The following is a 24027-nucleotide window of genomic DNA, read 5'->3' on the forward strand; positions in this document are numbered from 1 at the left end:
GTGGGCCCGGTGCAACAGGGCAAGAGGAGACGGACCATGGCTACGGCTGCTGCAAAACCGATGACCAAGACCCAACTGGTGGCGACGATCGCCGAAGAAATGGGCTCGGACAAGAAATCCGCTTCGGCCGCTCTGGACGCGATCGTGGCGATCGTGACCCGCGAAGTCGCCGGCGGCGGCGCGGTGACCCTGCCGGGCATCGGCAAGATCGCCTGCCGCGCCCGTCCCGAGCGTCAGGTCCGCAACCCGCAGACCCAGGAAATGATGACCAAGCCGGCCGACAAGCAGGTCAAGGTCACCATCGCCAAGGCCCTGAAGGACAGCGTCAACAGCTGATCCGCAGATGCTGCGATGACGGATCGGGGTCGTGCCATCGGGCACGGCCCCTTTTCTTTATGTCTTCACCCCGCGGCGGTGCTCTGCTAGCCGTTTTGCATCACCTGCAAGAAAGGCCTGGTCCATGGATCTTCGCGCGTTGCTGATGGGTCTGGCCTTCGCGGTGATGTGGGCCTCGGCCTTCACCTCGACCCGGATGATCGTGACCGAGGCGCCGCCGCTGATGGCGCTGGCCCTGCGCTTTGCGCTGTCGGGCGTGGTGGGCGTGATGATCGCGCTGGCCATGGGGCAGACCTGGCGCACCCTGACGCGGGCGCAGTGGCGCGCCGTTCTGATCCTGGGGCTGTGCCAGAACGCGCTGTACCTGGGCCTCAACTGGACCGCGATGCAGTGGATCGAGGCGGGCCTGGCCTCGATCATCGCCGCGACCATGCCGCTGATGGTGGCCGCCCTGGGCTGGAGCCTGATGGGCGAGCGCCTGCGCCCGATGGGCGTGGGCGGCCTGATCCTGGGCGTGGTGGGCGTGGCGATCATCATGGGCGCGCGCCTGCAGGGCGGCAGCGACCTGACCGGCATCGTCATGTGCTTTGTCGCGGCGCTGGCGCTGGCGGTGGCCACGTTGACCGTGCGGGGCGCCAGTTCGGGCGGCAACGTGATGATGATCGTGGGCCTGCAGATGCTGGTCGGCGCCGTGACCCTGGGCCTGATCGCGCCTTGGTTCGAGCCCTGGGACGTCACCTATACCCCGCGCCTGGTCGTGGCGTTCCTCTATACGGTGATCGTGCCGGGGCTGGTCGCGACCTGGGTGTGGTTCATGCTGGTCGGGCGCATCGGCGCGGTGCGCGCGGCGACGTTCCACTTTCTGACGCCCTTCTTCGGCGTGGCCACCGCCGCCCTGTTCCTGGGCGAGGATCTGGGCGCGGGCGACGTGATCGGCGTCGCGGTCATCATGGCCGGCATCCTGGCGGTGCAGCTGTCCAAGGCGCCCCCGGTCAAGCGTCCGCCGCCCAGCTGACGGACCCCTGCGGCCATCGGCGGCGTTGAACCCGCGCCAACCCCTGCGATGATGGTGCCATGCGTCCCGACCAGATCCTGCACCCGACCGAGGCCGGGCTCTATTGCCCGCCCGGCGATTTCTACATCGACCCGGTCCGCCCGGTGCCCCGCGCGCTGATCACGCACGGGCATGGCGACCACGCCCGTGCGGGTCATGGGGCCGTCATGGCCACGCAGCAGACGCTGGACATCATGGCGATCCGCTATGGCGAGGATTTCACCGGCAGCCGCCAGGCCGCCCAAGGGGTGGCCCGCATTGGCGACGTGCAGGTCAGCTTTCACCCCGCGGGCCATATCCTGGGCTCGGCCCAGATCGCCGTGATGCCCGACCGCGGCCCCAAGATCGTCGTGTCCGGCGACTACTGCCGCGCCCCAAACCCGGTCTGCGCCCCCTATGAGCCGGTGCCCTGCGACATCTTCGTGACCGAGGCGACCTTCGGCCTGCCGGTCTTCCGCCACCCCGACCCGCTGACCGAGATGACCAAGCTGATCGCCAGCATGGCCGAGTTTCCCGAACGCCAGCACCTGATCGGCGCCTATGCCCTGGGCAAGGCGCAGCGGGTCATCGCACTGGCCCGCCAGGCCGGGATCGACGGCCCCATCGCCATCCATGGCGCGCTGCAGCGACTCTGCGATTTTCACGTGGAACAAGGGATCGACCTGGGCCCGCTGGTCCCCGCCACCGCGAAACAGGTCGATGCCCAGCTGGTCATCGCGCCGCCCTCGGCCTTTGCCAGTGCCTGGGTCCAGCGCTTCCGCGACCCGGTGATCGGCTTTGCCTCGGGCTGGATGACGGTGCGCGCGCGGGCGAGGCAGCGGGGGGTGGAGCTGCCCTTGGTCATCAGCGACCATGTCGACTGGCCGCAGGTCACGCAGACCATCACGGAACTGGCCCCGCAGGAGGTCTGGATCACCCACGGGACCGAGGATGGGCTGATGCGCTGGTGCGCGCTGCAGGGCATCGCGTCCCGCCCCCTGCGCCTGATCGGATATGAGGACGAGCCGGAATGAAGGCCTTCGCGCATCTCTTGGAACGGCTGGCCTTCACCGCCGCGCGCAACGCCAAGCTGCGCCTGCTGCGCCATTACCTGGAGGCCACGCCCGACCCCGACCGCGGATATGCGCTGGCCGCGCTGACCGGTGATCTGAAGCTCAGGGCGGTGACGCCGGGCCTCTTGCGCGGGCTGATGGCGGGGCGGGTGGACGAACAGCTGTTCGCGATGTCCTATGATTTCGTGGGCGATCTGGCCGAGACCATCGCGCTGCTGTGGAACACCGACCAGGATCAGGACGTGCCCCTGCGGGATGCGGTGGCGCTCCTGCGCGACACGGGCCGTGCGGGGCTGCCTGCGGCGATCACCGCGATGCTGGACCGGCTTGGCCCGTCGCAGCGGCTGGCCTTTCTGAAGCTGGCCACGGGAAACATGCGCGTGGGCCTGTCCGCCCGCATGGCGCGCATGGCCTTGGCCGAGATGGGCCCCCCCGAGGTTAAGGACATCGAGGAGATCTGGCACGGCCTGACGCCCCCCTATCAGCCGCTGTTCGACTGGATCGCGGGGGGCGCGCGCCCCGAACACGCGGCCCGTGCGCCCTTCCGTCCGGTGATGCTCTCCACGCCGGTCGATCTGGATCAGCTGCGCGCCTTCGATCCCGCCGATTACATCGCTGAATGGAAATGGGACGGCATCCGCGTGCAGGCCATCAACGACGGCGGCACGCGTCGCCTCTATTCCCGGACCGGAGAGGATGTAGGCACGGCCTTTCCCGACCTGCTGGAGGCGCTGAACTTCGACGGCGCGCTGGATGGCGAGCTGCTGGTGCGGCGCGGCGCCGACGTGGCGCCCTTCGGCGATCTGCAGAAGCGGTTGGGCCGCAAGGTCGTGGGGCGCGCGATGCTGGACAGCCATCCCGCGGGCCTTCGGGTCTATGACGCGATGATCTGGAAAGGGCGCGACCTGCGCGACCTGCCGCATCAGGAGCGGCGCGCGGTGCTGGAGGGCGCCGATTTCGGCAGCGACCGGATCGACCTGTCGCCATTGCTGCCTTTCCAGACCTGGGACGATCTGGCGGCCCTGCGCGCCGACCCGCCCTCGATCGTGATCGAAGGCGTGATGATCAAGCGCCGCGACAGTCCTTACGTCGGCGGCCGCCCGCGCGGGCCTTGGTTCAAGTGGAAACGCGACCCGATGGTGGTGGATGCGGTGATGCTCTATGCGCAGCGCGGGCATGGCAAGCGGTCGGGCTTCTACAGCGATTTCACCTTCGGCCTGTGGGACGGGGAGGTGCTGGTGCCCGTCGGCAAGGCCTATTTCGGCTTCACCGATGAAGAGCTGCGAGAATTGGACCGGTTCGTTCGGAACAACACCACCGAACGCTTTGGCCCCGTGCGCTCCGTTGCGCCCAAGCTGGTGCTGGAGGTCGCGTTCGAGGGGCTGAACGCCTCTCCGCGCCACAAGTCCGGGGTCGCGATGCGCTTTCCCCGCATCAGCCGCATCCGATGGGACAAGCCCGCCGCCGAGGCCGACCGGCTGCAGACGCTGAAGGACATGATCCCGTGACGCTGCCCCCCGCGTTCCAGGACTGGTTCTCCCGGCAGGGCTGGCAGCCGCATCCGCATCAGCTGGCCCTGCTGGAGGCCAGGGAGGACAGCCTGCTGATCGCGCCGACCGGGGGCGGCAAGACGCTGGCGGGGTTCCTGCCCTCGCTGGTCGATCTGACCGCGCCGCATCGGGGGATGCACACGCTGTACGTCTCGCCCTTGAAGGCGCTGACGGCGGATATCGCGCGCAATCTGTCGCGTCCGGTCGCCGATCTGGGCCTGGACATCCGCATCGAGGACCGCACCGGCGACACCCGCGCCAGCCAGCGCGCCCGCCAGCGCATGGACCCGCCCGACATCCTGCTGACCACGCCGGAATCGCTGGCCCTGATGCTGTCCTATGAACAGGCGCCCGCGATCTTTGGGGGCCTGCGCCGGGTGGTGCTGGACGAGCTGCATGCCTTGGCCGAGAACAAGCGCGGCGATCAGCTGATGCTGGCCCTGTCGCGGCTGCGCGCGCTGGCGCCCGACCTGCAGGTCACGGGCCTATCGGCCACGGTCGAGGACCCGTCGCGGCTGGCCCGCTTCATGGGCGGCGCCACCGTGATCCACGCCGATCCCGGCCCCGACCCCGATATCGCCATGCTGCCCACCGCCAAGGCCCCGCCCTGGGCCGGCGCGGGCGGGCATTACGCCGTGCCGGACGTGCTGGAGGCCGTGGCGCAGGCCACGACCACGATCATCTTCATCAACACCCGCGCCCAGGCCGAGCTGTTCTTTCAGGCGCTGTGGGCCGCCAATGACGCGAACCTGCCCATCGGACTGCATCACGGCAGTCTGTCGCGCGAGGCCCGCGCCCAGACCGAGGCCGCGATGGCCGCGGGCGAATTGCGCGCCGTGGTGGCGACCGGCAGCTTAGATCTTGGCATCGACTGGGGCGCGGTCGATTTGGTGATCCAGGTCGGCGCGCCGCGCAATGTCAAGCGGCTGGTCCAGCGGATCGGGCGCGCGAACCACCGCTATAACGCGCCGTCGCGGGCGCGGATCGTGCCCGCAAACCGCTTCGAGGTGATCGAATGCGTGGCCGCCCTGCAGGCCGTGCGCGAACGCGATCTGGACGGCGACGATCGGGGGCCGGGGCCGCTGGACGTGCTGTGCCAGCATATCCTGCTGACCGCCTGCGCGGGGCCTTTTGACGCCGATGGGCTGTTCGCGGAGGTCCGCACTGCCGGGCCCTATCGTGACCTGTCCCGCGCCGATTTCGATGACTGCGTCGCGTTCGCAGCCACCGGCGGCTATGCGCTGCGGGCCTATGACCGCTGGCAGCGGCTGATGGAACGCGATGGTTTGTGGCGCCTGCGCGACCCGCGCGCGGCGCGAAACCTGCGCATGAACATCGGCACCATCGTTGAGGCCGAGATGCTGAAGGTCCGCTTTCGCGGACGCGGCGGCGCCCCCTTGGGCGAGGTCGAGGAAGGGTTCGCCGCGACCCTGGCACCGGGCGACACCTTCCTGATCGGCGGGCAGACGGTGCGATACGACGCGCTGCGCGAGATGGTGGTCGAGGTCACGAAACAGCCCTCCAAGGAGCCCCGCATCGCCACGTTCTCGGGCATGAAGCTGGCCACATCGACGCAGCTATCCCATCGGGTTCTGGCGCTGATCGGCGATCCGGCGGCCCATGCAGGCCTGCCCACTGATACCCGCGATTGGCTGGCGCTGCAGGCCCGCGTCAGCACCCTGCCGCGCCCCGGCACCCTGCTGACCGAGGCGTTCCCCCACCAAGGACGCTGGCATCTGGCGGTCTACGGCTTTGCCGGGCGCAACGCGCTGCAGACCCTGGGCCTGCTGATGACCCGGCTGATGGAGGAGGCTGGGCTGGCCCCCCTGGGGTTCCTGGCCACCGATTACGCCCTGCTGATCTGGTCGCTGGACCCGGTGACCGACCCCGCGCCTTTGCTGGATCGCGACGGCCTGCGCGAGGGGCTGGGCGACTGGCTGGCCAGCAATGCGGTGATGAAGCGCAGCTTTCGCAACGTGGCGACCATCGCGGGGCTGATCCAGCGCAACCTGCCGGGCGCGCGCAAGTCGGGGCGGCAGGCGACGTTTTCCAGCGACATCCTGTACGACACGCTGCGCAAGTACGATCCGGACCACCTGATGCTGCGCATCACCGCGGCCGAGGCCAGCCGGGGGCTTGTGGATTTCGGCCGGATCGAGGAAATGCTGGACCGCACCGACCGCCTGAACCACCGCATGCTGGATCGCGTGTCCCCCCTGGCCGCGCCGCTGATGCTGGAACTGGGCCGCGTGCCCATCGCCGGCCAGGGCCGCGAGCGCATGGCAGAGGCGGAGGCTGCGGCATTGATGGCAGAGGCAGGGCTTTCGTGACGTTCCACCCTTTCGATTTCGACGGACAGGCGTTGCAGGCGCGGGCCACCGGTGCGCTGTTCTGGCCGGAACGGCGCTGGCTGATCGTGGCCGACCTGCATCTGGGCAAATCCGAACGCATGGCGCGGCGCGGGGGTGCCCTGCTGCCCCCCTATGAGACGCTGGAGACGCTGGACCGCCTTCAGGCGGAGATCGCAGCGACCGATCCTGCGGTGGTCGTCAGCCTGGGGGACGGGTTCGACGACGACGCGGCGGGGCGCGCGCTGCCTGACGATGTCTGCGACCGGCTGCGCACGATGGCCCAGGGCCGGCGCTGGATCTGGGTCAGCGGCAACCACGACCCCGGGGCGATCTGTCCCCGCCTGCCCGGCGATACCGCGGCGGACCTGCACGACGGCCTGATCCTGCGCCACGAGGCCGGTCAGGGGCCGGACGTGTCGGGCCATTACCACCCCTGCATCCGGCTGGCGGGCCAGCGGCGGCGGTGTTTCCTGGTCGGCCGCGACCACCTGATCCTGCCCGCGTTCGGTGCCTATACCGGCGGGCTGGAGGTCACGGACAGGGCGCTGGCCGCGCTGGTGCCGCAGGGGCTGGCAATCGCCTGCGGGGCGCGCGCCCTGCCGGTGCCGGTGGGCATGCGTCGCCGCGCATGAAAAAGGGCCGGCACGCATCGCGGCCGGCCCCCGTCATCCTGAGTGGTGGGATCAGAAGCGGAAGTTCGCGCCGATCTTGACGCTGCTCATGGTCATGCTGGCGCGGGTCGAGAGGGTGTCGATCCCATCCGAGAATTCCACCCGCTCGTTGCCGAAATCGCGGTACTGGTATTCTGCGAAGATCGACGTGCGCGGGTTGATCATGCGCTCCACGCCCAAGCCGCCCGCGGCACCCGTCGCGGTGAAGCCGCGCGTCTGCGAGAAGTCGCCCGTGCTCAGCGTATAGTCGAAATCACCGCGGGCGACGCCCAGGGTGCCATAGACCAGCGTCTGCGGGTTAACCGCATAGCCGGTCTTGATGACCAGGGTGGCGATGTTCTTCATCTCGCTCTCGACGCGGCCCAGCAGCGGATCGCCGATGTCGATGCTTTCGTCGACCGAGCCGAACTCGACGCCCAGTTCAGGACCGAAGACCCAGTTGCCGCGCTGCCAGCGATAGCCCAGCTGCAGACCTGCGGTTGCGCCGGAGATGCCGACATCACCCAGCCCGCCGATCAGGCCCACATCCTCACCGTCGATGACCTCGGAGAAACCCACCTGATCCTCGGTGTCGAAGATATAGCCGAGCGACCCGCCCATATAGGCGCCGCCCCATGCCGAGGCGATCGGCGCCACGGGTGTCACCGTCACCGGTGCCACGTCGACGACGGGCGACACCACGCCCCCGGCAAGGGCAGCGCCCGCCCCCAGGACCAGGGCCGAGACGGAGGAGAGAGCGAAGAGGCGCATGGGGGATACTCCTGAAAAGCTGGGGCACGCCCACCGGCTGCGCCCGATCTGCAAATGATATCCGGTCAATCCAGCGCAGAGAATCGGCCCAAGATCAATTAAAACGCGCATTGGCCCCTGTTCCTGCACGCGGTGACGGGCATGGACAGTGACCTTTGGGCAACATGGGCCGTTCAGGTATCCAGGTTCTCGACGTTCAGGGCGTTCTGCTGGATGAACTCGCGGCGAGGTTCGACGACGTCGCCCATCAGCTTGGTGAACAGGTCCTCGGCCTCGGCCACGTCCTCGATGCGGACCTGGAGCATGGTGCGTGCGACGGGGTCCAGCGTGGTTTCCCACAGCTGCTCGGGGTTCATCTCTCCCAGTCCCTTGTAGCGCTGCAGGGACAGGCCCTTCTCGCCCTCCAGGAACACCGCCTGCAGCAGGCCCAGGGGGCCGTGGATCGGCTGGTCGCGATCCTTGCGGATGAGGCGCGCGGGCTTGGCATAGATATCCTGCAGGGCCTGGGTCATCTCGCCCAGCCTGCGGCTCTCGCCGCTGCGCAGCATCTGGCCGTCCAGGGTGCGGTTCTCCTCGACCCCGCGCAGGGTGCGCGACAGGCGGATGCCGGCATCCTGGGTCGGGCGTCCCTGCCAGCCGCGCTCGTACTCCTCGGCGATCTGGTCCAGGCGGGCGGCGATGTCGGTGGCCACGCCTTGGGCGTCCTGGTCGATGCGGCCGGGAACCAGTGCCCCGGCGATCGCGGCCTGTTCGGTGATGTGGGGCGGGTAGTGGGTCGGATAGGCGCGCAGGACGCGGCGTGCCACCCGCGCCTCCTCGACCACGCGGGCCAGGTCGTTGCCGGTGATCTCCTCGCCCGAGGCCAGGCGCAGGGATGCTCCTTCCACGCCCTGCTGGATCAGGTAATCCTCCAGCGCGGCCTCGTTCTTCAGATAGACCTCGGACCGGCCGCGCCCGACCTTGTAGAGCGGCGGCTGCGCGATATAGAGATGCCCGCCCTCGATCAGCTCCGGCATCTGCCGGAAGAAGAACGTCAGCAGCAGCGTACGGATATGCGCGCCGTCGACGTCGGCGTCGGTCATGATGACGATCTTGTGGTAGCGCAGCTTCTTCAGGCTGAACTCGTCACGCCCGATCCCTGTGCCAAGCGCGGTGATCAGCGTGCCGATCTGGTCGCTGCCCAGCATCCGGTCGAACCGCGCGCGTTCCACGTTCAGGATCTTGCCGCGCAGCGGCAGGACGGCCTGGTTCTGGCGCGAGCGGCCCTGTTTTGCCGAACCGCCGGCCGAATCCCCCTCGACGATGAACAGCTCGGACAGCGCCGGGTCCTTCTCCTGGCAATCGGCCAGCTTGCCGGGCAGGGATGCCACGTCCATCGCCGTCTTGCGCCGCGTCAGCTCGCGCGCCTTGCGCGCCGCCTCGCGGGCCAAGGCGGCCTCGATGATCTTGCCGACGATCTGGCGGGCCTCGGTCGGGTTCTCCTCGAACCACTCTGCAAGCTTCTCGCCGACCAGCCCCTCGACCGCCGGACGGACCTCGCTGGAGACAAGCTTGTCCTTGGTCTGGCTGGAGAATTTGGGATCGGGCACCTTGACAGACAGCACGCAGGTCAACCCCTCGCGCGCGTCATCGCCGGTGAAGTCGACCTTTTCCTTCTTCGCGATGCCGCTGTCCTGCGCGTATTTGCCGATCACGCGGGTCAGGGCGCCGCGGAAACCTGCCATGTGCGTGCCGCCGTCCCGCTGCGGGATGTTGTTGGTGAAGGGCAGGACGGTCTCGTGATAGCTGTCGTTCCACCACATCGCGACCTCGACGCCGATGCCGCCCTTCTCTCCGGTGATGAAGATCGGCTCGGGCATGACGGCGGTCTTGGACCGGTCCAGGTATTTCACGAATTCCTTGACGCCGCCCTCGTAGAACAGCTCGGTCTTCTGGACCTCGGCATGACGCTCGTCCTCCAGGATGATGCGCACGCCGCTGTTCAGGAAGGCCAGCTCGCGCAGGCGGTTCTCCAGCGTCTTGAAGCTATAGTCCAGGTTGCTGAAGGTCCCGTCCGGATGCACGGTCTTGGCCGAGGCCATGAAGCGCACCTCGGTCCCGCTTTCACCCGGCGCATCGCCCACCACGACCAGCGACTTGACGGTGTCGCCGCGCTCGAACCGGACGAAGTGCTCCTTGTCGTTGCGCCAGATGCGCAGCTCCAGCCAGTCGGACAGGGCGTTCACGACCGACACGCCTACGCCGTGCAGGCCGCCCGACACCTTGTAGCTGTTCTGGTCGAACTTTCCGCCCGCATGCAGCTGGGTCATGATGACCTCGGCCGCGCTGACGCCTTCTCCGGCATGCATGTCGACCGGGATGCCGCGCCCGTTGTCGCGCACGCTGACGCTGCTGTCGGCATGGATCTTGACCTGCACGAAGTCGGCATGGCCGGCCAGGACCTCGTCGATGCCGTTGTCCACGACCTCATAGACCATGTGGTGCAGGCCGGACCCGTCGTCGGTATCGCCGATATACATGCCGGGACGCTTTCGCACGGCGTCCAAACCCTTGAGAACCTTGATGGAATCGGCGTCGTACAAAGCGGGTTGGGCGGCGGTGTCGGTCATGCGTCGGGCTTTCTGTTCGTCATGTCTTGATATAGGCCTTCGCAGGGGCAAAGTCACGGCTTTGGCTGGGTTTTTCGGCCCCGTCGGCGGGTTTTATGCCCGGCCTGCCCAGATCTGGCCCGCACCCAGCACCAGCCCCACGAAAATCAGCAGCCAGCCCGATGCCAGGTTCATCCGCCGCAGCCCCGCGGGGGTCGCCAGACGGGCACGCAGCGCGGCCAGCGTGGCGCCCATGCCCAGGTTCAGCAGGAAAGGAATGGCCCCCGACATCCCCACGATCACCGCGACATCGCGCCCGGTCAGCCGCGCCACGTCGAAGAAACCGGGCAGCACGCCGACATAGAACAGCGCCGCCTTGGGGTTGCCGGCAATGGCCAGCAGGCCCGCGCTGAAGCCCGCCCACCCACCACGCCGGGTCAGGCGGCTGTCGCTGTCCACGGCCTGCCCGGCGTGGCGCAGCAGCCCGATGCCCATGCCCAGAAAGACCGCGACCGCGATCCAGCGCAGGACCGACAGCAGGGCCGCCTGATCGCCCACCAGCAGCGTCAGGCCGAAGATCGCGATCAGAGGCCAGATCATGTCCCCAATCGCCACCCCAAGCGCCAGCGGCCAGACCCCCGCCCAACCGGACGACAGGCCCCGCGCCATGATCGCCACCCAGACCGGGCCGGGCGTCAGCCAGATCGCCGCCAGCGCGCCCGCATACAGCCAGATCGCCTGCACGCTCAGCGTCATGCGGCCTCGCATGCCGCAGAGGCGCCGTCGGTCTTGGTCACGGCCAGGCTGCGCGCGCGCGGGCCGAAGGCGTCGAACAGTTCCGGCCCCGTTCCGGTCAGCAGGGTCTGGGCGGGCAGGTCGGTGATGCGGTCGTAAAGGGCCGCGCGCCGGTCAGCGTCCAGATGCGCCGCGACCTCGTCCAGCAGCAGCAGGACCGGTTGATCCGACAGCGCCCGCGCATTGGCCAGGATCAGCGACAACAGCAATGCCTTCTGCTCTCCGGTCGAGGACTGCGCAGCGGGCATGTCCTGCGGCCCCCAGCTGGCGCCCAGATCGGCCCGATGCGCCCCTGTCAGCGTCCGCCCGGCGGCCATGTCGCGGTGGCGCGTCGCGGCCAGGCGCGCGGCGATGCTGGCGGAGTCGGCATCGTCGGCAAAGCCGTCCTGGGCCAGCAGGGTCAGGCGGGCGGCCGGAAAATCCGTGCCGCCGTCCTGCGCGGCCATGATGGCGGACAGCGCCGCCTGGCGGTTGCGGGTCAGGCCCGCGCCGGCCTCGGCCATCTGCGTCTCCAGTGCGCGGTACCAGCCGGGATCGCCGATCTGATCGCGCAGCAGGCGGTTGCGTTCACGCATGGCCTTGTCATAGGCCAGCGCCAGGTCCGCGTGGTCGGGCATCAGCGACAGGGTCACCCGGTCCAGGAACCGCCGCCGCCCTTCGGGTGCGTCCGACCACAACCGGTCCATCGCGGGCACCAGCCAAATGACCCGCACCAGCCGGGCCAGCGCGGTCTGGGTCACGGGCTTGTCGTCCAGGATGACATGGCGGGGTTGGCCGGGGGGCGCCGCGGTCTCGACCGCGTGATCGCCAAGCGTGGCGCGGAGGCGCCAGCCCGCATCGGGGCCCATCCGCGCCTGATCGGGGGCGGCCACCGCGCGCAGACCGCGGCCCGGCGCCAGCATGGACAGCGCTTCCAGGATGTTCGTCTTGCCGGACCCGTTCGGCCCATGGATCGCCAGGGGGCGGGCGTCCAGCGACAGGTCCAGCCGCGGCCAGGACCGGAACTGGGACAGCCGCAGCGCCGTCAGTGTCACACGCGCATCGGCATGACGACATAGACCGCGCTGAGATCGCTGCCCTCGCGGATCAGGGCGGCGTCGCCCGAGCCGTTGAACAGGAACACCGCATTGTCGCGATCGACCTGGCCCGCGATCTCCTGCAGGTACTTGGCGTTGAAGCCGATCTCCAGCGGCTCGTCGGCATAGGCCACGATCAGCTCCTCCTCGGCGGCGCCGGCGTCGGGGGCGTTGACCGACAGGACCAGCCGGTCCGCGTCCAGCGACAGTTTGACCGCGCGCGAACGTTCGCTGCTGACGGTCGCCACGCGGTCGACCGCACGGGCAAAGTCGGCGGCGTCCACCTCAAGCTTGCGGGCGTTGCCCTGCGGGATCACGCGGCTGTAATCGGGGAACGTCCCATCGATGACCTTGGAGGTCAGCGTGATCGTGGGCGTGGCAAAGCGGACCTTGGTCTCGCTGACCGACACGGCGATCTCGGCCTCGTCGTCGTCCAGAAGCTTGCGCAGCTCTCCGACGGTCTTGCGGGGCACGATCACGCCCGGCATCGCATCCGCGTTCGCAGGCAGGGGCGCGTCGATCCGGGCCAGGCGGTGCCCGTCGGTCGCCACGCAGCGCAGGACGGGGCCGTCCTCGGACTGGGCCACGTGCATGTAGACGCCGTTCAGATAGTACCGCGTCTCCTCGGTCGAGATCGCGAATTTCGACTTGTCGAACAGCCGGCGCAGCACCGATGCGGGCGCCTTGAAGTTCGCGCTGTATTCGCTGGTGGCCATGACCGGGAAATCGGCCCGCGGCAGGGTCGCCAGGCTGAAGGACGAGCGCCCGGCCTGGACCGACAGCCGCCCCGAGGCGTCGTTGCTGGCCAGCTGGACCAAGGCGCCGTCGGGCAGCTTGCGCGCAATCTCGTTCAGCATCACGGCGCTGACGGTGGTGGCGCCGGGGCGTTCGACCTGCGCCACGGCGCGGTCCACGACCTCGGTGTCCAGGTCGGTGGCCCGGAAGCTGACGCCTTCGGGGGTGGCCTCGATCAGCACGTTGGCCAGGATCGGGATGGTGTTGCGGCGTTCCACGACCGACTGGGCCTGCGACACGGCCTTGACCAGAACGGCGCGCTCGATCGAGAATTTCATCAGTTTCCCCTGTCCCATGGCTCTGCGGCCCCTGCCGGACCTGATGTGTAGCCGCCCGCGCGGGCAGTCACAAGATTTTCGTGATCAGGCTTCCAGCATCCGCTTCAGCACGGCGATGTCCTCGACCATGGCGCTGTCCTCGACCAACAGCTCCTCGATCTTGCGCACGCCGTGCATGATCGTGGTGTGGTCGCGTCCGCCGAAGCGGCGGCCGATCTCGGGGAGGGAGCGGCTGGTCAGCTGCTTGGACAGGTACATCGCGATCTGGCGGGGCCGGGCGACGTTGCGCGCGCGTTTCGGACCCATCATGTCGGCCAGGCGGATGTTGTAATGCTCGGCCACCTTGCGCTGGATGTCGTCGATGTTGATCTTGCGGTCATTGGTCCGCAGGATGTCGGCCAGGCATTCCTGCGCCACCTCCAGCGTGATCTCGCGGCGCAGCAGGCTTGCATGCGCGAACAGGCGCTGCAGCGCGCCTTCCAGGACGCGGACGTTGGTGGTGATGCGATGCGCCAGGAACTCCAGCACGCCCGCGCCGATCTCCAAGTCGGGCTGCTGGGCGCGGAAGGCCTGCGTCTTGGACTGCAGGATGCCCAGGCGCAGCTCATACGTCGTCGGGTGCAGGTCCACGATCAGGCCGCAGGACAGGCGCGACTTGATGCGTTCCTCAAGGCCCTTGATCTCGGCGGGCGCGCGGTCGGCCGAGATCACGATCTGCTTGCCCTGGTCGACCAGCGCGTTGAACGTGTGGAAGAATTCTTCCTGGGTGCTGTCCTTGCCGGCGATGAACTGCACGTCGTCGACCATCAGCATGTTCACGTTCCGGAACATGCTCTTGAAGTCCATGATCGAGCTTTCGCGCAGCGCCTGCACGAAGCGGTACATGAACTGTTCGGCCGACAGGTACAGGACCTGCGCCGACGGGTGGCGCGCCTGATAGTCATGCGCGATCGCGTGCATCAGGTGCGTCTTGCCCAGGCCCACGCCGCCATAGAGGAACAGCGGGTTGAAACCGACGGGCCCCCCCTCGGCCACGCGGCGGGCGGCGGCATGGGCCAGCTCGTTCGGCTTGCCGACGATGAAGTTCCCGAAGGTGAAGCGGCTGTCCAGCGGCGCGCCCAGATCGGTGCGGGCGGCGCGGGTGGTCGGCGCCTCGGCCGGCTGGCCCGCGGGGGCGGCGGCCTGGGCCGAGGGGCGCGCCGCGGCGCTGCCCACGTCAAAGCGCAGACGCTCGACCGGGGCGCCATGTCGGGTCAGCACCGCCATGATGTCCTTGGCAAAGTGACGCCCGACCCAGTCAGAGATGAAGCGCGTCGGGCTGACGAATCGCGCGGCCCCGTCGTCGATCGCCATCAGGCGCAGCGGCTTGATCCAGTGGTTGTAGTTGTTCGGCCCCACGCTCTGTTCCAGCTCGGCGCATGCCTGACCCCAGATCTTGTCCATCATCGTCCCGTTTCCCGTCTGTCCCCAATCCCCGCCGGTTGATCCGACGGGACAGAATTCACGTCATCCGGGTGGCACGCAAAAACGCTGCCCCCGCGACCGCGAACGCGGTCGATCAAGGGGCATCAGCCCGTTTTCGGTCCTGGACACAGGTCCCCGGACACCCGGTGGCAGCCGGATGTCGTGAACCCGAAGGCGGAAGAGGTGTTCTTCGCGGCCCGGCCGTCGTCCCGGACGGATCCGAAGATCTGTCCACAGGGCCCGGCCCGTCCCCAAGCGACGTGAATCGCAAGGAGGAAACTAGCCCCAGCTTGTGGATAGCTGCAACCGAACTCTGCGCTTGACAGCAACTTGGTCCAAGCGAATCTGCGATGCCTTTGACTCGATTAACAATTTTCCGAATTGCTTGAATTCGTTCGATTTTTCAAAATGTCGCAGGTGCAGAAACGCAAATCGGGCGCAGGGCTTTCGCCTGCACCCGATGCTGTATTCCGGTGCCCCGAAGGGCGTGGAACGCTTATCTCAGGGCCCCGTGGGGCCTGTGGATCAGTTGGCCGACAGCGCCTTCACGCGGGCCGCCAGGCGCGAGATCTTGCGCGACGCGGTGTTCTTGTGCACGACGCCCTTGGTCACGCCGCGCATCAGTTCGGGCTGCGCGGTCTTCAGCGCCAGCGCGGCCGCATCGGCATTGCCCGAGGCGATGGCCTCTTCGACCTTGCGGATATAGGTGCGGATGCGCGAACGACGGGCCTTGTTGACGTCGGTGCGACGTTCGATCTGGCGGGCGCGTTTCTTGGACTGGGGCGTGTTGGCCATGGGTGTCTTCCTATCGGGTCAGTTGCATGTCTAAATTTCGAACGTGCAAAAGCCCCATGGCGCCGTCCCTGTTCGGGACGGACATGATTCTTGCCAAAGCGGGCCCACACGCATGTAAGTCGGGGCGTATAGGCCAGCCTTGCCGAAAAGAAAACCCTTATCTGTCGCGGAACTGCGCCTCGCGCTTTTCCAGGAAGGCGGCCATGCCCTCCTTCTGGTCCTCGGTCGCGAAGAGCGCATGGAAGGACCGGCGCTCGAACAGCAGACCCTCGCGCAGCGTCGTCTCATAGGCGCGGTTCACGGCCTCCTTGACGGTCTTGGTGGCGATCTGGGACTTTTCAGCGATCTTGCGCGCGGCGGCCATCGCCTCGGGAATCAGCTTGGGGGTGGGCACGACGCGGCTGACCAGACCGGACCGCTCGGCCTCTGCGGCGTCCATGAAGCGGCCGGTCAGGTTCATGTCCATGGCCTTGGACTTGCCCACGAACCGGGTCAGGCGCTGCGTGCCGCCGATGCCCGCGACGACGCCCAGGTTGATCTCGGGCTGGCCGAACTTGGCGTTCTCGGCGCAGATGATGAAGTCGCAGACCATGGCCAGCTCGCAGCCGCCGCCCAGGGCGTATCCGCTGACGGCGGCGATGATCGGCTTGCGCACGCGGGTGATCGCCTCGATCTGGGCGCCGAACAGGTCCTCCTCATAGACCTCGACATAGGTCTTCGTGGACATCTCCTTGATGTCGGCGCCGGCGGCGAAGGCCTTCTCGCTGCCGGTCAGGACGATGCAGCGGACCTTGTCGTTGCGGTCGGCCTCCGACAGCGCGGTCGACAGCTCGTCCAGCAGGGCGCCGTTCAGCGCGTTCAGCGCCTCGGGACGGTTCAGCCGGATCAGGGCGACCTCGTCCTCGATCTCCACGATGATGGTTTCGTAGGCCATGGGGCTTGGACCTCGTTGGCAGATTGCGTGGCCCCCGTCCTAGCAGAGCCCCGCGCAGCCGTCCAACGGTTCACCGCTGGCAGGTCGGACACCAGAAGGACGACCGCCCCGACTGCACGATCCGCGCGATGGTGCCGGGGCAGCCGTCGCGCAGGCAGGGCTGGCCCGCGCGGTCATAGACGCGGAAGCTGTGCTGGAAATAGCCCAGCTCCCCGCTGGCCTGGCGATGGTCGCGCAGGGACGATCCGCCCGCAGCGATCGCGTCGGTCAGAACGTCGCGGACATGCCCCACCAGGGCCGCGATGCGCGGCGCGCCGATCCGTCCCGCCGCCCGCCGCGGATCGATCCCCGCCCGCCACAGCGATTCGCTGACATAGATGTTGCCCAGCCCCGCCACGATGCGCTGGTCCAGCAGCGCCTGTTTCACCGGCACCCGCCGACCGGCGAAGGCCGCGCGCAGGTAATCCGCGTCGAAGACCGGATCGAAGGGCTCGGGCCCCAGATGATCCAGCAGCGGATGGGACGCGCCCTCGCGGATCAGGTCGACCATGCCGAAGCGGCGTGCGTCGTTGAAGGTCACGGTCGTTCCCGCATCGGTGGTCAGCACGACATGGTCGTGGCGCGCGTGGACGCCCGGATCACGGTGGAACTCGCCCAGGCCCGCGCCCTGGACCAGCATGCGGCCCGACATGCCCAGATGCCACAGGACCGTGCCGCGCCCCTCCAGGTCGGCCAGCAGGTATTTCGACCGCCGCCGCAGCGCGGTGACGCGCGCGCCGGTCAGCACCTGCATCAGGTCCACCGGCAGCGGCCAGCGCAGGTCTGGGCGGTTGATCTGGGCGCGGGCGATGCGCGCGCCCTCCAGGTGGGGCAGCAGGCCGCGGCGGACGGTCTCGACTTCCGGCAGTTCTGGCAATCGGGTTCCTTTCGTCGCATTGTGCGCGCGGCACGCCGGACCTATCTGGCAATGGAACAGGCAAACGGCAAGCGCATGACGGACAACAGGCAGACCCATTTCGGCTTTCAGACCGTGCACGAGGATCAGAAGGCCGGCATGGTCCATCAGGTCTTCTCCTCGGTCGCCTCGAAATACGACGTGATGAACGACCTGATGAGCGTCGGCATCCACCGCGTCTGGAAGACCGCGCTGATGGACTGGCTGGCGCCGCGCGACGGGCAGCACCTGCTGGACGTGGCGGGGGGCACGGGCGACGTGGCCTTCCGGTTCCTGGACCGGGCGCCGGGCGCGCGGGTCACCGTCTGCGACATGACCGAATCCATGCTGGTCGAGGGGCGCAAGCGCGCCGAGGCCGTGGACCGCGCCGACCGGCTGGCCTGGGTCACGGGCGACGCGATGGCGCTGCCCTTCGCCGACGACAGCTTCGACCGCTACACGATCAGCTTCGGCATCCGCAACGTGACGCGCATCCCCGATGCGCTGCGCGAGGCGTACCGCGTGCTGAAGCCCGGCGGCCGCCTGGTGGTGCTGGAATTCAGCCAGATCCCGGTGCCCGCGATGCAATGGGCCTATGACCGCTACAGCTTCAACGTGATCCCGGCCATGGGGCAGGCGGTGACGGGGGATCGCGACAGCTATCAATACCTGGTCGAATCGATCCGCAAGTTTCCCGACCAGGACAGCTTTGCCGCCCTGATCCGCGATGCGGGCTTTGGCCGGGTGCAGTGGCGCAACCTGTCGATGGGCATCGCCGCCCTGCATTCCGGCTGGAAATTGTAGGGCGATGCGCGGACCCCACAACATCTTGCGGCTGATCCGCACAGGCGCCACGTTCGAACGCACCGGCGCCATGGCCGCGGTGCTGGACGCGGTCGATGCGCCCATGCGCCTGCGGCTGGCCGCGCGGGTCCTGGGCTGGCCCTTCCGCTGGCTGGGCTACAAGGGCGATCCGACCCTGCCGCCCATCACCCGCGCCATCACCGCCCTGGGGCCGGCCTACATCAAGTTCGGCCAGATCCTGTCGACGCGCGCCGATGTCGTGGGCCCGGAGATGGCCGGACAGCTGCGCATGCTGCAGGACCGCCTGCCGCCCTTTCCGACCGACATCGCCAAGACCGCCATCGAGGCGGAGCTGCGCGCCCCCGTCGATCAGCTGTTCAGCGAATTCTCCGAACCCGTCGCCGCGGCCTCCATCGCCCAGGTCCACCGGGCCCGCGTGCGCGAGACGGGGCGCGAGGTCGCGGTCAAGGTCGTGCGTCCCGGCATCGGCGCGGCCTTCCGGCGCGACATCGACGCGTTCCACTTCGGCGCGCGTCTGATCGAGCTGGTCTCGCCCGGCACGCGCCGCCTGCGCCCCCGCGACGTGGTCAGCCATTTCGAGAAGACCGTCACCGGCGAACAGGACCTGCGCCTGGAGGCCGCCGCCGCATCCGAGTTCGCCGAGAACACGGCCGGCGATGCGGGCTTTCAGATCCCGCGGCCGCATTGGGCGCTGTCCTCGCGCCGCGTGCTGACGGCGGACTGGGCCGAGGGGCTGCCGATGGGCGACCGCGAGGCGCTGATCGCGGCGGGCCATGACACGACCGACCTGGCGCGCCGGGTGATCCAGCTGTTCCTGTCGCATGCGTTGCGCGACGGGTTCTTCCATGCCGACATGCATCACGGCAATCTGAAGGTCGCGGCGAACGGCGACATCATCGCCTATGATTTCGGCATCATGGGAGAGATCGACGAGTATACCCGCCGGGTCTATGCCCAGATCCTCTACGGCTTCATCCAGCGCGACTACCGCCTAGTGGCCCGCGTGCATTTCGAGGCCGGATACGTCCCCCGCGACCGCGACGAGGCCGCCTTCGCCCGCGCCCTGCGCGCCGTGGGAGAGCCGATCTTCGGCGCCGATGCCAGCCGCATCAGCATGGGCAACCTCTTGTCCTACCTCTTCGAGGTGACCGAGCGCTTCGGCATGCCGACCCGGACCGAGCTGATCCTGCTGCAGCGCACCATGGTCGTGGTCGAGGGCGTGGCCCGGTCGCTGGACCCGAACCTGAACATCTGGGACGCGGCCAAGCCGGTCGTGTCGGATTACATCAAGGCCAGCGTCGGTCCCAAGGCCGCGATCAGCGACCTGACCCAGATCGCGCAGACCGTGGGCCGCTATGGCCCGCTGCTGCCGCGCATGATCGAGCGCGCCCTGTGGGAACGCGCCCATCCCGAGGAGACGCGGCTGACGCTGATCCAGGCCCGCCCGCCGGTGCCGCTGTGGCTGGTCGCGCTGCTGGCGCTGGCGGCCGGCGCCGGAATCGGCCTGTCGCTGTGACGCGCGGCGGTCAGAAGCAGATGATCTCGGCCTCGGCCTCGGCGCGGCGCAGGGTGGCCACGGTCTCGGTCAGGGCGGCCATGCCGCGGAACATGCCGGACCGCTCTCCGGTGGTCTGGCGCATCCGCAGGATGGTTTCCGCGCCGACGTAATCGGCATAGGGCAGCACCTCGGCGATGCGGTCAATCGCACAAGAACAGCGGTCCAGCATGTCGCGCGTCTGCCCGTTGGTCGCCATGCAGGCAAAGGCGTATTCGACCCGCGCATTGGTCGGATAATCGTTCACTGCCTGCGCCGATGCGGGGGCCGCCGTCAGGGCCAGCGCCAGCGCACAGGCGCCCGCGCGGATCATTGCAGCACCAGTTCGTTGCGATAACCCGCCGCGGCATCGGTTTCGGCGCGCAGCTCGCGGATGGGCTCGTCCGGCGCGGCCATCACGAAGGTCAGCGTCAGCGTCTGGAAGCCGTGCATGCGTTCTGCATTCTTGTCCGCGATGAAGGGCTGAAAGCTGGCCGTGATGCCGTTGTCGGTGGTCGTGACCTCTCCGCCCCGGAACAGCGCCTCCTTCATGCGGTTGCGGATATAGAAGGGGCTGCCGCCGGTCAGCGCGGCCATGTCGCGGGTCGTCTGTTCCAGAAAGAAGGTCAGGACCGGATCACCCGAAGAGATCGGGAACGGCCCGATCGTGCGGTCGATCGGCCCGGCCTTCTGGGTCAGCTCCAGGATCGGTTGCTGATCGCTGGGGTCGATGTCCTGGGACAGGGTGATGCGGCCGTCCTCGGTCGGGCGGAACCCTTCGGCCATCGGGCCCGTGACGGTCATCTGCCATTCCAGCGTCCTGTCGCCCAGATCCCAGGGGCCCCGTTCGGCAAAGACCGCGTCGCCGGCCTCGGCCGCGATCAGGGGCAGGGGGGCAAGCCCCAGCATCAGGGCAAGTGCAAAGGCGCGGGTCATGGTCGTCCTCCCAAACGTTGGGGCATGATGGGCGCGGGACGGGCGGCGGCGCAAGCCCCGGCGGCGGCCGCATCCCCCCTTGGTCTTAGGCCAGAAGACGCCCTAGAATCTCGGCCAGGTCTGGCGGACTGACGGGCTTTTCCAGCAGGTGGATGCCCATGGCGGCGCAGCGCCGCGAAATCGCTGGATCGCGATGCGCCGTCACCATCACCGCGGGCACCGGCCGGTCGGATGCGGCGCGCAGCGCCTCGATCGCGGCAAACCCGGTGTCGCCGTTCTCCAGGTGGTAATCGGCCAGGATCACGTCGGGGGGTTCGTCCCCCATCGTGGCCAGCGCCTCGGCCGTGTCGCCGGCGATGCGGGGCACCATGCCAAGCCGGTCGCGCAGGATCATCTGATAGGCACGGCGCATCTCGGGGTCGTTCTCGACCACCAGGGCCACGCGGCCGCGCAGCGCGGGCAGCGGCGCGACGGCAAGGCGCGGTGTGTCCGACAGCGCCTGCACCAGGGGCAGGCCGACGCGGAACACCGTGCCGCGCATCGCCTCGGACGACAGGCTGATCGGATGGCCCAGCTTGGCGCAGGCCCGGCGCACGATGGACAGGCCCAGCCCCATGCCGGGCGTCGCGCTGTCATGGGTCAGGCGCTGGAACTCGTCGAAGATGCGGTTGCGGTCCACGGCGGGAATGCCCATCCCGGTGTCATAGACCGACAGCCAGCACATCGCCCCCTTGCGCCGCGCACCCACCGCGACGCCGCCGCGATGGGTGTACTTGATCGCGTTCGACACCAGGTTCTGCGCGATGCGGCGCAGGAAGATCGGGTCGCTGTCCACGACCGCGGTCGTGGGCATGAACCGCAGTCGCAACCCCTTGGCCTGCGCCACGGGCGCGAATTCGGCGGCCAGCCTGCGGAACAGGTCGTCCAGCGGCACGGGCTGCCGGTTGAACTCGATCCGCTGGCTGTCCAGCCGCGAGATGTCCAGCACCGCATGCATCAGCTGTTCGACCGATTCGAAGGCGCTGCCAAGCCGGTCGGTCAGTTCGGTCTGGTGCGGGTCCATCGGCGTGTCGGTCAGCGCCGACAGGAACAGGCGCGCCGCCGACAGGGGCTGCAGCAGGTCGTGGCTGGCCGCGCGCAGGAAACGGGTCTTGGACCGGTTCGCCTCCTCGGCCAGGGCGCGAGCTACGGCCAGTTCGCGGTTTCTTTGCGACAGGTCGGCCATCGCGCGTTCCAGGTCACGCGTGCGGGCCAGCACCTCCTGCTCCAGCGCGACGGCGGCCTGGAACATCGACCATGCGGACCCGCGTGATTCTTCCAGCCGGTCGATCCGGTCGATCAGGACGGCGTTGATGCGGGTCAGCTTGGCGATCTGCCGGTCGGGCGGATCGTCGTCACGCAACATCATCGGACCTCATGAAGGCCAGGCCCACGAATGTCTGGTTCACATGCATGCCGCTGTGCTGTTCGCCATAGGTGTTGAACCCCGCAACGCGGTGACGGCGGTACAGGTCCGACATCCGGTCGGTCAGCCCCGCGCGTTCCAGTGCCAGCCGGCGCAGGATGCAGTCGAAGGCCAGCACCATCAGCGGCGGCGTGGGCAGCGCCTCCAGCAGGTCGGAAAACCCCTGGATCAGATCCTCGGACCGGCCTAGGGTCAGGACCGTGCCGGTGTCGATGGACGACATCAGCGACAGGCCGTCGTCGTCTGTGATGGCGCTGATGGCACGCACGTGATGGCGCCCGCCCATGCGCAGCAGCAGGGGGTGGCGGGCAAATTCGCTGGGCGTCAGGTCGGCGCGGCGCAACCCGGTCAGGCGGGCATATTCCTGGGCCGCGGGTTCGGCGTTCAGCTCCAAGATGCGGCGTTTTTCGGGAATGGCGGCGGTGACCACCGCGCGGGTGGGGGTGGGGCTGAAATGGGCGAACGTGACCTCGCGGATGGTCAGGTCGGTCTCGACCAACAGGAAGACCGCGACGCCCGACCGCACGGCGCCCTGCGCAAGCAGCGAGGTGCGGCGGAAATCCAGACCGTCGCCAGCCGACCCCCCCAGCACCGGGACCGAGGGCAGGGCCGCGTCCAGCGTGGCGACCAGCGCGTCCTCCTGTCCGGCCAGGCCATCGGTCAGCAGAAGGCCGAACAGGTGCCGCGCCGGATCGGGGCCGAAATCGCGCGCCATCTGGCGCAGCTGCGCCATCCATTCCGACACCGGCAGCGCGGCAAGGTCCGGCAGCAGCAGGGACGCGGCGCGGAAATGGCGCGCGGGAAACCCGATCGCCACCACGCTGTCGCTGGCATAGCCCTGCGGCCCGATCTCTCCGGCGGACGAGCATCCGGCGATCACGCAATCGGGCGGCAGGTGGGGGGCCAGCCCGGACTGCAGCACGGCCAGGTCGTCCGCCTGCGCGCCGAACAGCAGGACCAAGGCGGGATTGGTGCCGCGCAGGCCGTCCAGCAAGGTCGGGACCATGTCGGTCCCGCCGCGGTCGGCCTGCACAGCGACCGGCCCGGATGCGCCCTCCATCGCAGCCGGGTCGGTGTTCATCAGCCGGCCTCGAACAGCCGGATCGAGTTGGCCAGCAGCACGGCCTGCGTGCGGCGGCGGGCGTTGATCTTGGACATGATCGCCGTGATGTGGGTCTTGACCGTGGCCTCGGCGATCGACAGCTCGTAGCTGATCTCCTTGTTGGCCTTGCCCTTGCAGATCAGCCGCAGGATCTTCATCTGCTGCGGCGTCAGCGACGAAAAGCGCCGCGCCAGTTCGGCCTTCGCGTCGTCGTCCGCGCTGTCCTGATCGGGTTGGTATCCGTCGGGGGTGACGTGCTCGCCCTCCCACATGCGGCGCAGGCTGTCGACCAGCGCCTCGCGCGACAGCGACTTGCTGATATAGCCCTGCGCCCCGGCCGCCATCGCGGTCGAGATCATAGCCCCCTCCAGATCGGCCGAGATCATGGTGATCGGCACGCCCGGAAGCTGGCGGCGCAGGGTCACGATGCCCTCGGCGCCGCGCGCGTCGGGCAGGTTCAAGTCAAGGATCACGGCGTCGGGCGCACCCTGCACGCGGATCTGTTCCACCGCTGCGCCAAGGCTGCGTGCGGTGCGGACATTCTTCAGGCCAAAGCTGATCTTCAGCGTCAGTGCCAGCGCATCGCACATCAGCGGGTGGTCGTCGACGATCAGGATCTCGCGGACCTGGTCGGCGGTGGGTCGCGCTGACGGCACGGGACGCGCCTGCATGGCGGCTGCTGTCATGGCATTCCTCCCTGGGTTCTGCCGGCTGCAACCCCTCCTCAAGGGTGCCGCCGTGA

General features: G+C 68.5%; 22 protein-coding genes. 8 read left to right on the forward strand and 14 right to left on the reverse strand.

Annotation, left to right across the window (positions count from 1 at the left end):
* Nucleotides 1-36 precede the first annotated feature (36 nt).
* From TW83_RS08270 to pdeM, 6 genes are all read left to right on the forward strand, one after another.
* Nucleotides 37-336: an HU family DNA-binding protein gene (locus TW83_RS08270; protein WP_042246023.1), complete on the forward strand. Its 300-nt coding sequence runs from the start codon at nucleotides 37-39 to the stop codon at nucleotides 334-336.
* A gap of 124 nt (nucleotides 337-460) precedes the next feature.
* A complete protein-coding gene (locus TW83_RS08275; RefSeq protein WP_045982294.1) occupies nucleotides 461-1351 on the forward strand; it encodes a DMT family transporter in 891 nt (296 codons plus the stop codon).
* Nucleotides 1352-1410: 59 nt separating this feature from the next.
* The gene (locus TW83_RS08280) at nucleotides 1411-2403 is read left to right on the forward strand and encodes a ligase-associated DNA damage response exonuclease (RefSeq protein ID WP_045982295.1); all 993 of its coding nucleotides are present in this window, start codon (nucleotides 1411-1413) and stop codon (nucleotides 2401-2403) included.
* Nucleotides 2400-3950 carry a cisplatin damage response ATP-dependent DNA ligase gene (locus TW83_RS08285; RefSeq protein ID WP_045982296.1) on the forward strand — a complete coding sequence of 517 codons (1551 nt, stop codon included), beginning with the start codon at nucleotides 2400-2402 and terminating at the stop codon, nucleotides 3948-3950. Before TW83_RS08280 ends, TW83_RS08285 begins: the two co-directional genes overlap by 4 nt.
* Nucleotides 3947-6322, forward strand: coding sequence for a ligase-associated DNA damage response DEXH box helicase (locus tag TW83_RS08290; RefSeq protein ID WP_045982297.1), 2376 nt, complete (start codon nucleotides 3947-3949; stop codon nucleotides 6320-6322). Before TW83_RS08285 ends, TW83_RS08290 begins: the two co-directional genes overlap by 4 nt.
* On the forward strand, nucleotides 6319-6975 hold the full coding sequence (gene pdeM, locus TW83_RS08295) for a ligase-associated DNA damage response endonuclease PdeM (RefSeq protein WP_045982298.1): 657 nt from the start codon (nucleotides 6319-6321) through the stop codon (nucleotides 6973-6975). The genes TW83_RS08290 and pdeM overlap by 4 nt, the downstream gene beginning before the upstream one ends.
* 51 nt (nucleotides 6976-7026) lie before the next feature.
* Here the strand turns inward: pdeM and TW83_RS08300 are convergent, their stop codons facing one another.
* The 9 genes from TW83_RS08300 to mutM form a co-directional block, all read right to left on the reverse strand.
* Nucleotides 7027-7764, reverse strand: coding sequence for an outer membrane beta-barrel protein (locus TW83_RS08300; protein WP_045982299.1), 738 nt, complete (start codon nucleotides 7762-7764; stop codon nucleotides 7027-7029).
* Nucleotides 7765-7937: 173 nt separating this feature from the next.
* Entirely contained in the window at nucleotides 7938-10373 is a 2436-nt protein-coding gene (gene gyrB / locus TW83_RS08305) for a DNA topoisomerase (ATP-hydrolyzing) subunit B (protein WP_045982300.1), read from the reverse strand.
* A gap of 93 nt (nucleotides 10374-10466) precedes the next feature.
* Complete coding sequence (locus TW83_RS08310) at nucleotides 10467-11108, reverse strand: LysE family translocator (protein ID WP_045982301.1); 642 nt, start codon at nucleotides 11106-11108, stop codon at nucleotides 10467-10469.
* Nucleotides 11105-12181, reverse strand: a complete 1077-nt coding sequence (gene recF, locus TW83_RS08315; protein WP_045982302.1) for a DNA replication/repair protein RecF — start codon at nucleotides 12179-12181, stop codon at nucleotides 11105-11107. The genes TW83_RS08310 and recF overlap by 4 nt, the downstream gene beginning before the upstream one ends.
* Nucleotides 12178-13296 carry a DNA polymerase III subunit beta gene (gene dnaN, locus TW83_RS08320; protein ID WP_045982303.1) on the reverse strand — a complete coding sequence of 373 codons (1119 nt, stop codon included), beginning with the start codon at nucleotides 13294-13296 and terminating at the stop codon, nucleotides 12178-12180. The genes recF and dnaN overlap by 4 nt, the downstream gene beginning before the upstream one ends.
* 84 nt (nucleotides 13297-13380) lie before the next feature.
* The gene (gene dnaA, locus TW83_RS08325) at nucleotides 13381-14742 is read right to left on the reverse strand and encodes a chromosomal replication initiator protein DnaA (RefSeq protein WP_045982304.1); all 1362 of its coding nucleotides are present in this window, start codon (nucleotides 14740-14742) and stop codon (nucleotides 13381-13383) included.
* A 543-nt stretch (nucleotides 14743-15285) separates the two neighbouring features.
* Nucleotides 15286-15555, reverse strand: a complete 270-nt coding sequence (rpsT, locus tag TW83_RS08330; protein WP_045982305.1) for a 30S ribosomal protein S20 — start codon at nucleotides 15553-15555, stop codon at nucleotides 15286-15288.
* Nucleotides 15556-15712: 157 nt separating this feature from the next.
* A complete protein-coding gene (locus tag TW83_RS08335; protein WP_045982306.1) occupies nucleotides 15713-16489 on the reverse strand; it encodes an enoyl-CoA hydratase in 777 nt (258 codons plus the stop codon).
* A gap of 70 nt (nucleotides 16490-16559) precedes the next feature.
* On the reverse strand, nucleotides 16560-17405 hold the full coding sequence (mutM, locus tag TW83_RS08340) for a bifunctional DNA-formamidopyrimidine glycosylase/DNA-(apurinic or apyrimidinic site) lyase (protein WP_045982307.1): 846 nt from the start codon (nucleotides 17403-17405) through the stop codon (nucleotides 16560-16562).
* Nucleotides 17406-17480: 75 nt separating this feature from the next.
* On the opposite strand from mutM, the gene ubiE reads away from it, so the two are divergent.
* Both ubiE and ubiB read left to right on the forward strand, forming a co-directional pair.
* Entirely contained in the window at nucleotides 17481-18227 is a 747-nt protein-coding gene (gene ubiE / locus TW83_RS08345) for a bifunctional demethylmenaquinone methyltransferase/2-methoxy-6-polyprenyl-1,4-benzoquinol methylase UbiE (protein ID WP_045982344.1), read from the forward strand.
* A 4-nt stretch (nucleotides 18228-18231) separates the two neighbouring features.
* The gene (gene ubiB / locus TW83_RS08350; RefSeq protein ID WP_045982308.1) at nucleotides 18232-19764 is read left to right on the forward strand and encodes a 2-polyprenylphenol 6-hydroxylase; all 1533 of its coding nucleotides are present in this window, start codon (nucleotides 18232-18234) and stop codon (nucleotides 19762-19764) included.
* A 10-nt stretch (nucleotides 19765-19774) separates the two neighbouring features.
* Here the strand turns inward: ubiB and TW83_RS08355 are convergent, their stop codons facing one another.
* The 5 genes from TW83_RS08355 to TW83_RS08375 all read right to left on the reverse strand — a co-directional run bounded on the left by TW83_RS08355 (nucleotide 19775) and on the right by TW83_RS08375 (nucleotide 23971).
* The gene (locus tag TW83_RS08355; RefSeq protein WP_127897576.1) at nucleotides 19775-20116 is read right to left on the reverse strand and encodes a hypothetical protein; all 342 of its coding nucleotides are present in this window, start codon (nucleotides 20114-20116) and stop codon (nucleotides 19775-19777) included.
* Nucleotides 20113-20718 carry a hypothetical protein gene (locus TW83_RS08360; protein ID WP_045982309.1) on the reverse strand — a complete coding sequence of 202 codons (606 nt, stop codon included), beginning with the start codon at nucleotides 20716-20718 and terminating at the stop codon, nucleotides 20113-20115. Before TW83_RS08360 ends, TW83_RS08355 begins: the two co-directional genes overlap by 4 nt.
* Before the next feature lie 85 nt (nucleotides 20719-20803).
* On the reverse strand, nucleotides 20804-22123 hold the full coding sequence (locus TW83_RS08365; RefSeq protein WP_045982346.1) for a hybrid sensor histidine kinase/response regulator: 1320 nt from the start codon (nucleotides 22121-22123) through the stop codon (nucleotides 20804-20806).
* Complete coding sequence (locus TW83_RS08370) at nucleotides 22113-23264, reverse strand: FIST N-terminal domain-containing protein (protein WP_052714755.1); 1152 nt, start codon at nucleotides 23262-23264, stop codon at nucleotides 22113-22115. The genes TW83_RS08365 and TW83_RS08370 overlap by 11 nt, the downstream gene beginning before the upstream one ends.
* Complete coding sequence (locus TW83_RS08375; protein WP_045982310.1) at nucleotides 23264-23971, reverse strand: response regulator transcription factor; 708 nt, start codon at nucleotides 23969-23971, stop codon at nucleotides 23264-23266. The genes TW83_RS08370 and TW83_RS08375 overlap by 1 nt, the downstream gene beginning before the upstream one ends.
* Nucleotides 23972-24027: the final 56 nt, after the last annotated feature.

Source organism: Paracoccus sp. S4493, assembly GCF_000967735.1.
In the GTDB taxonomy this organism is placed as follows: Bacteria; Pseudomonadota; Alphaproteobacteria; order Rhodobacterales; family Rhodobacteraceae; genus Paracoccus; species Paracoccus marcusii.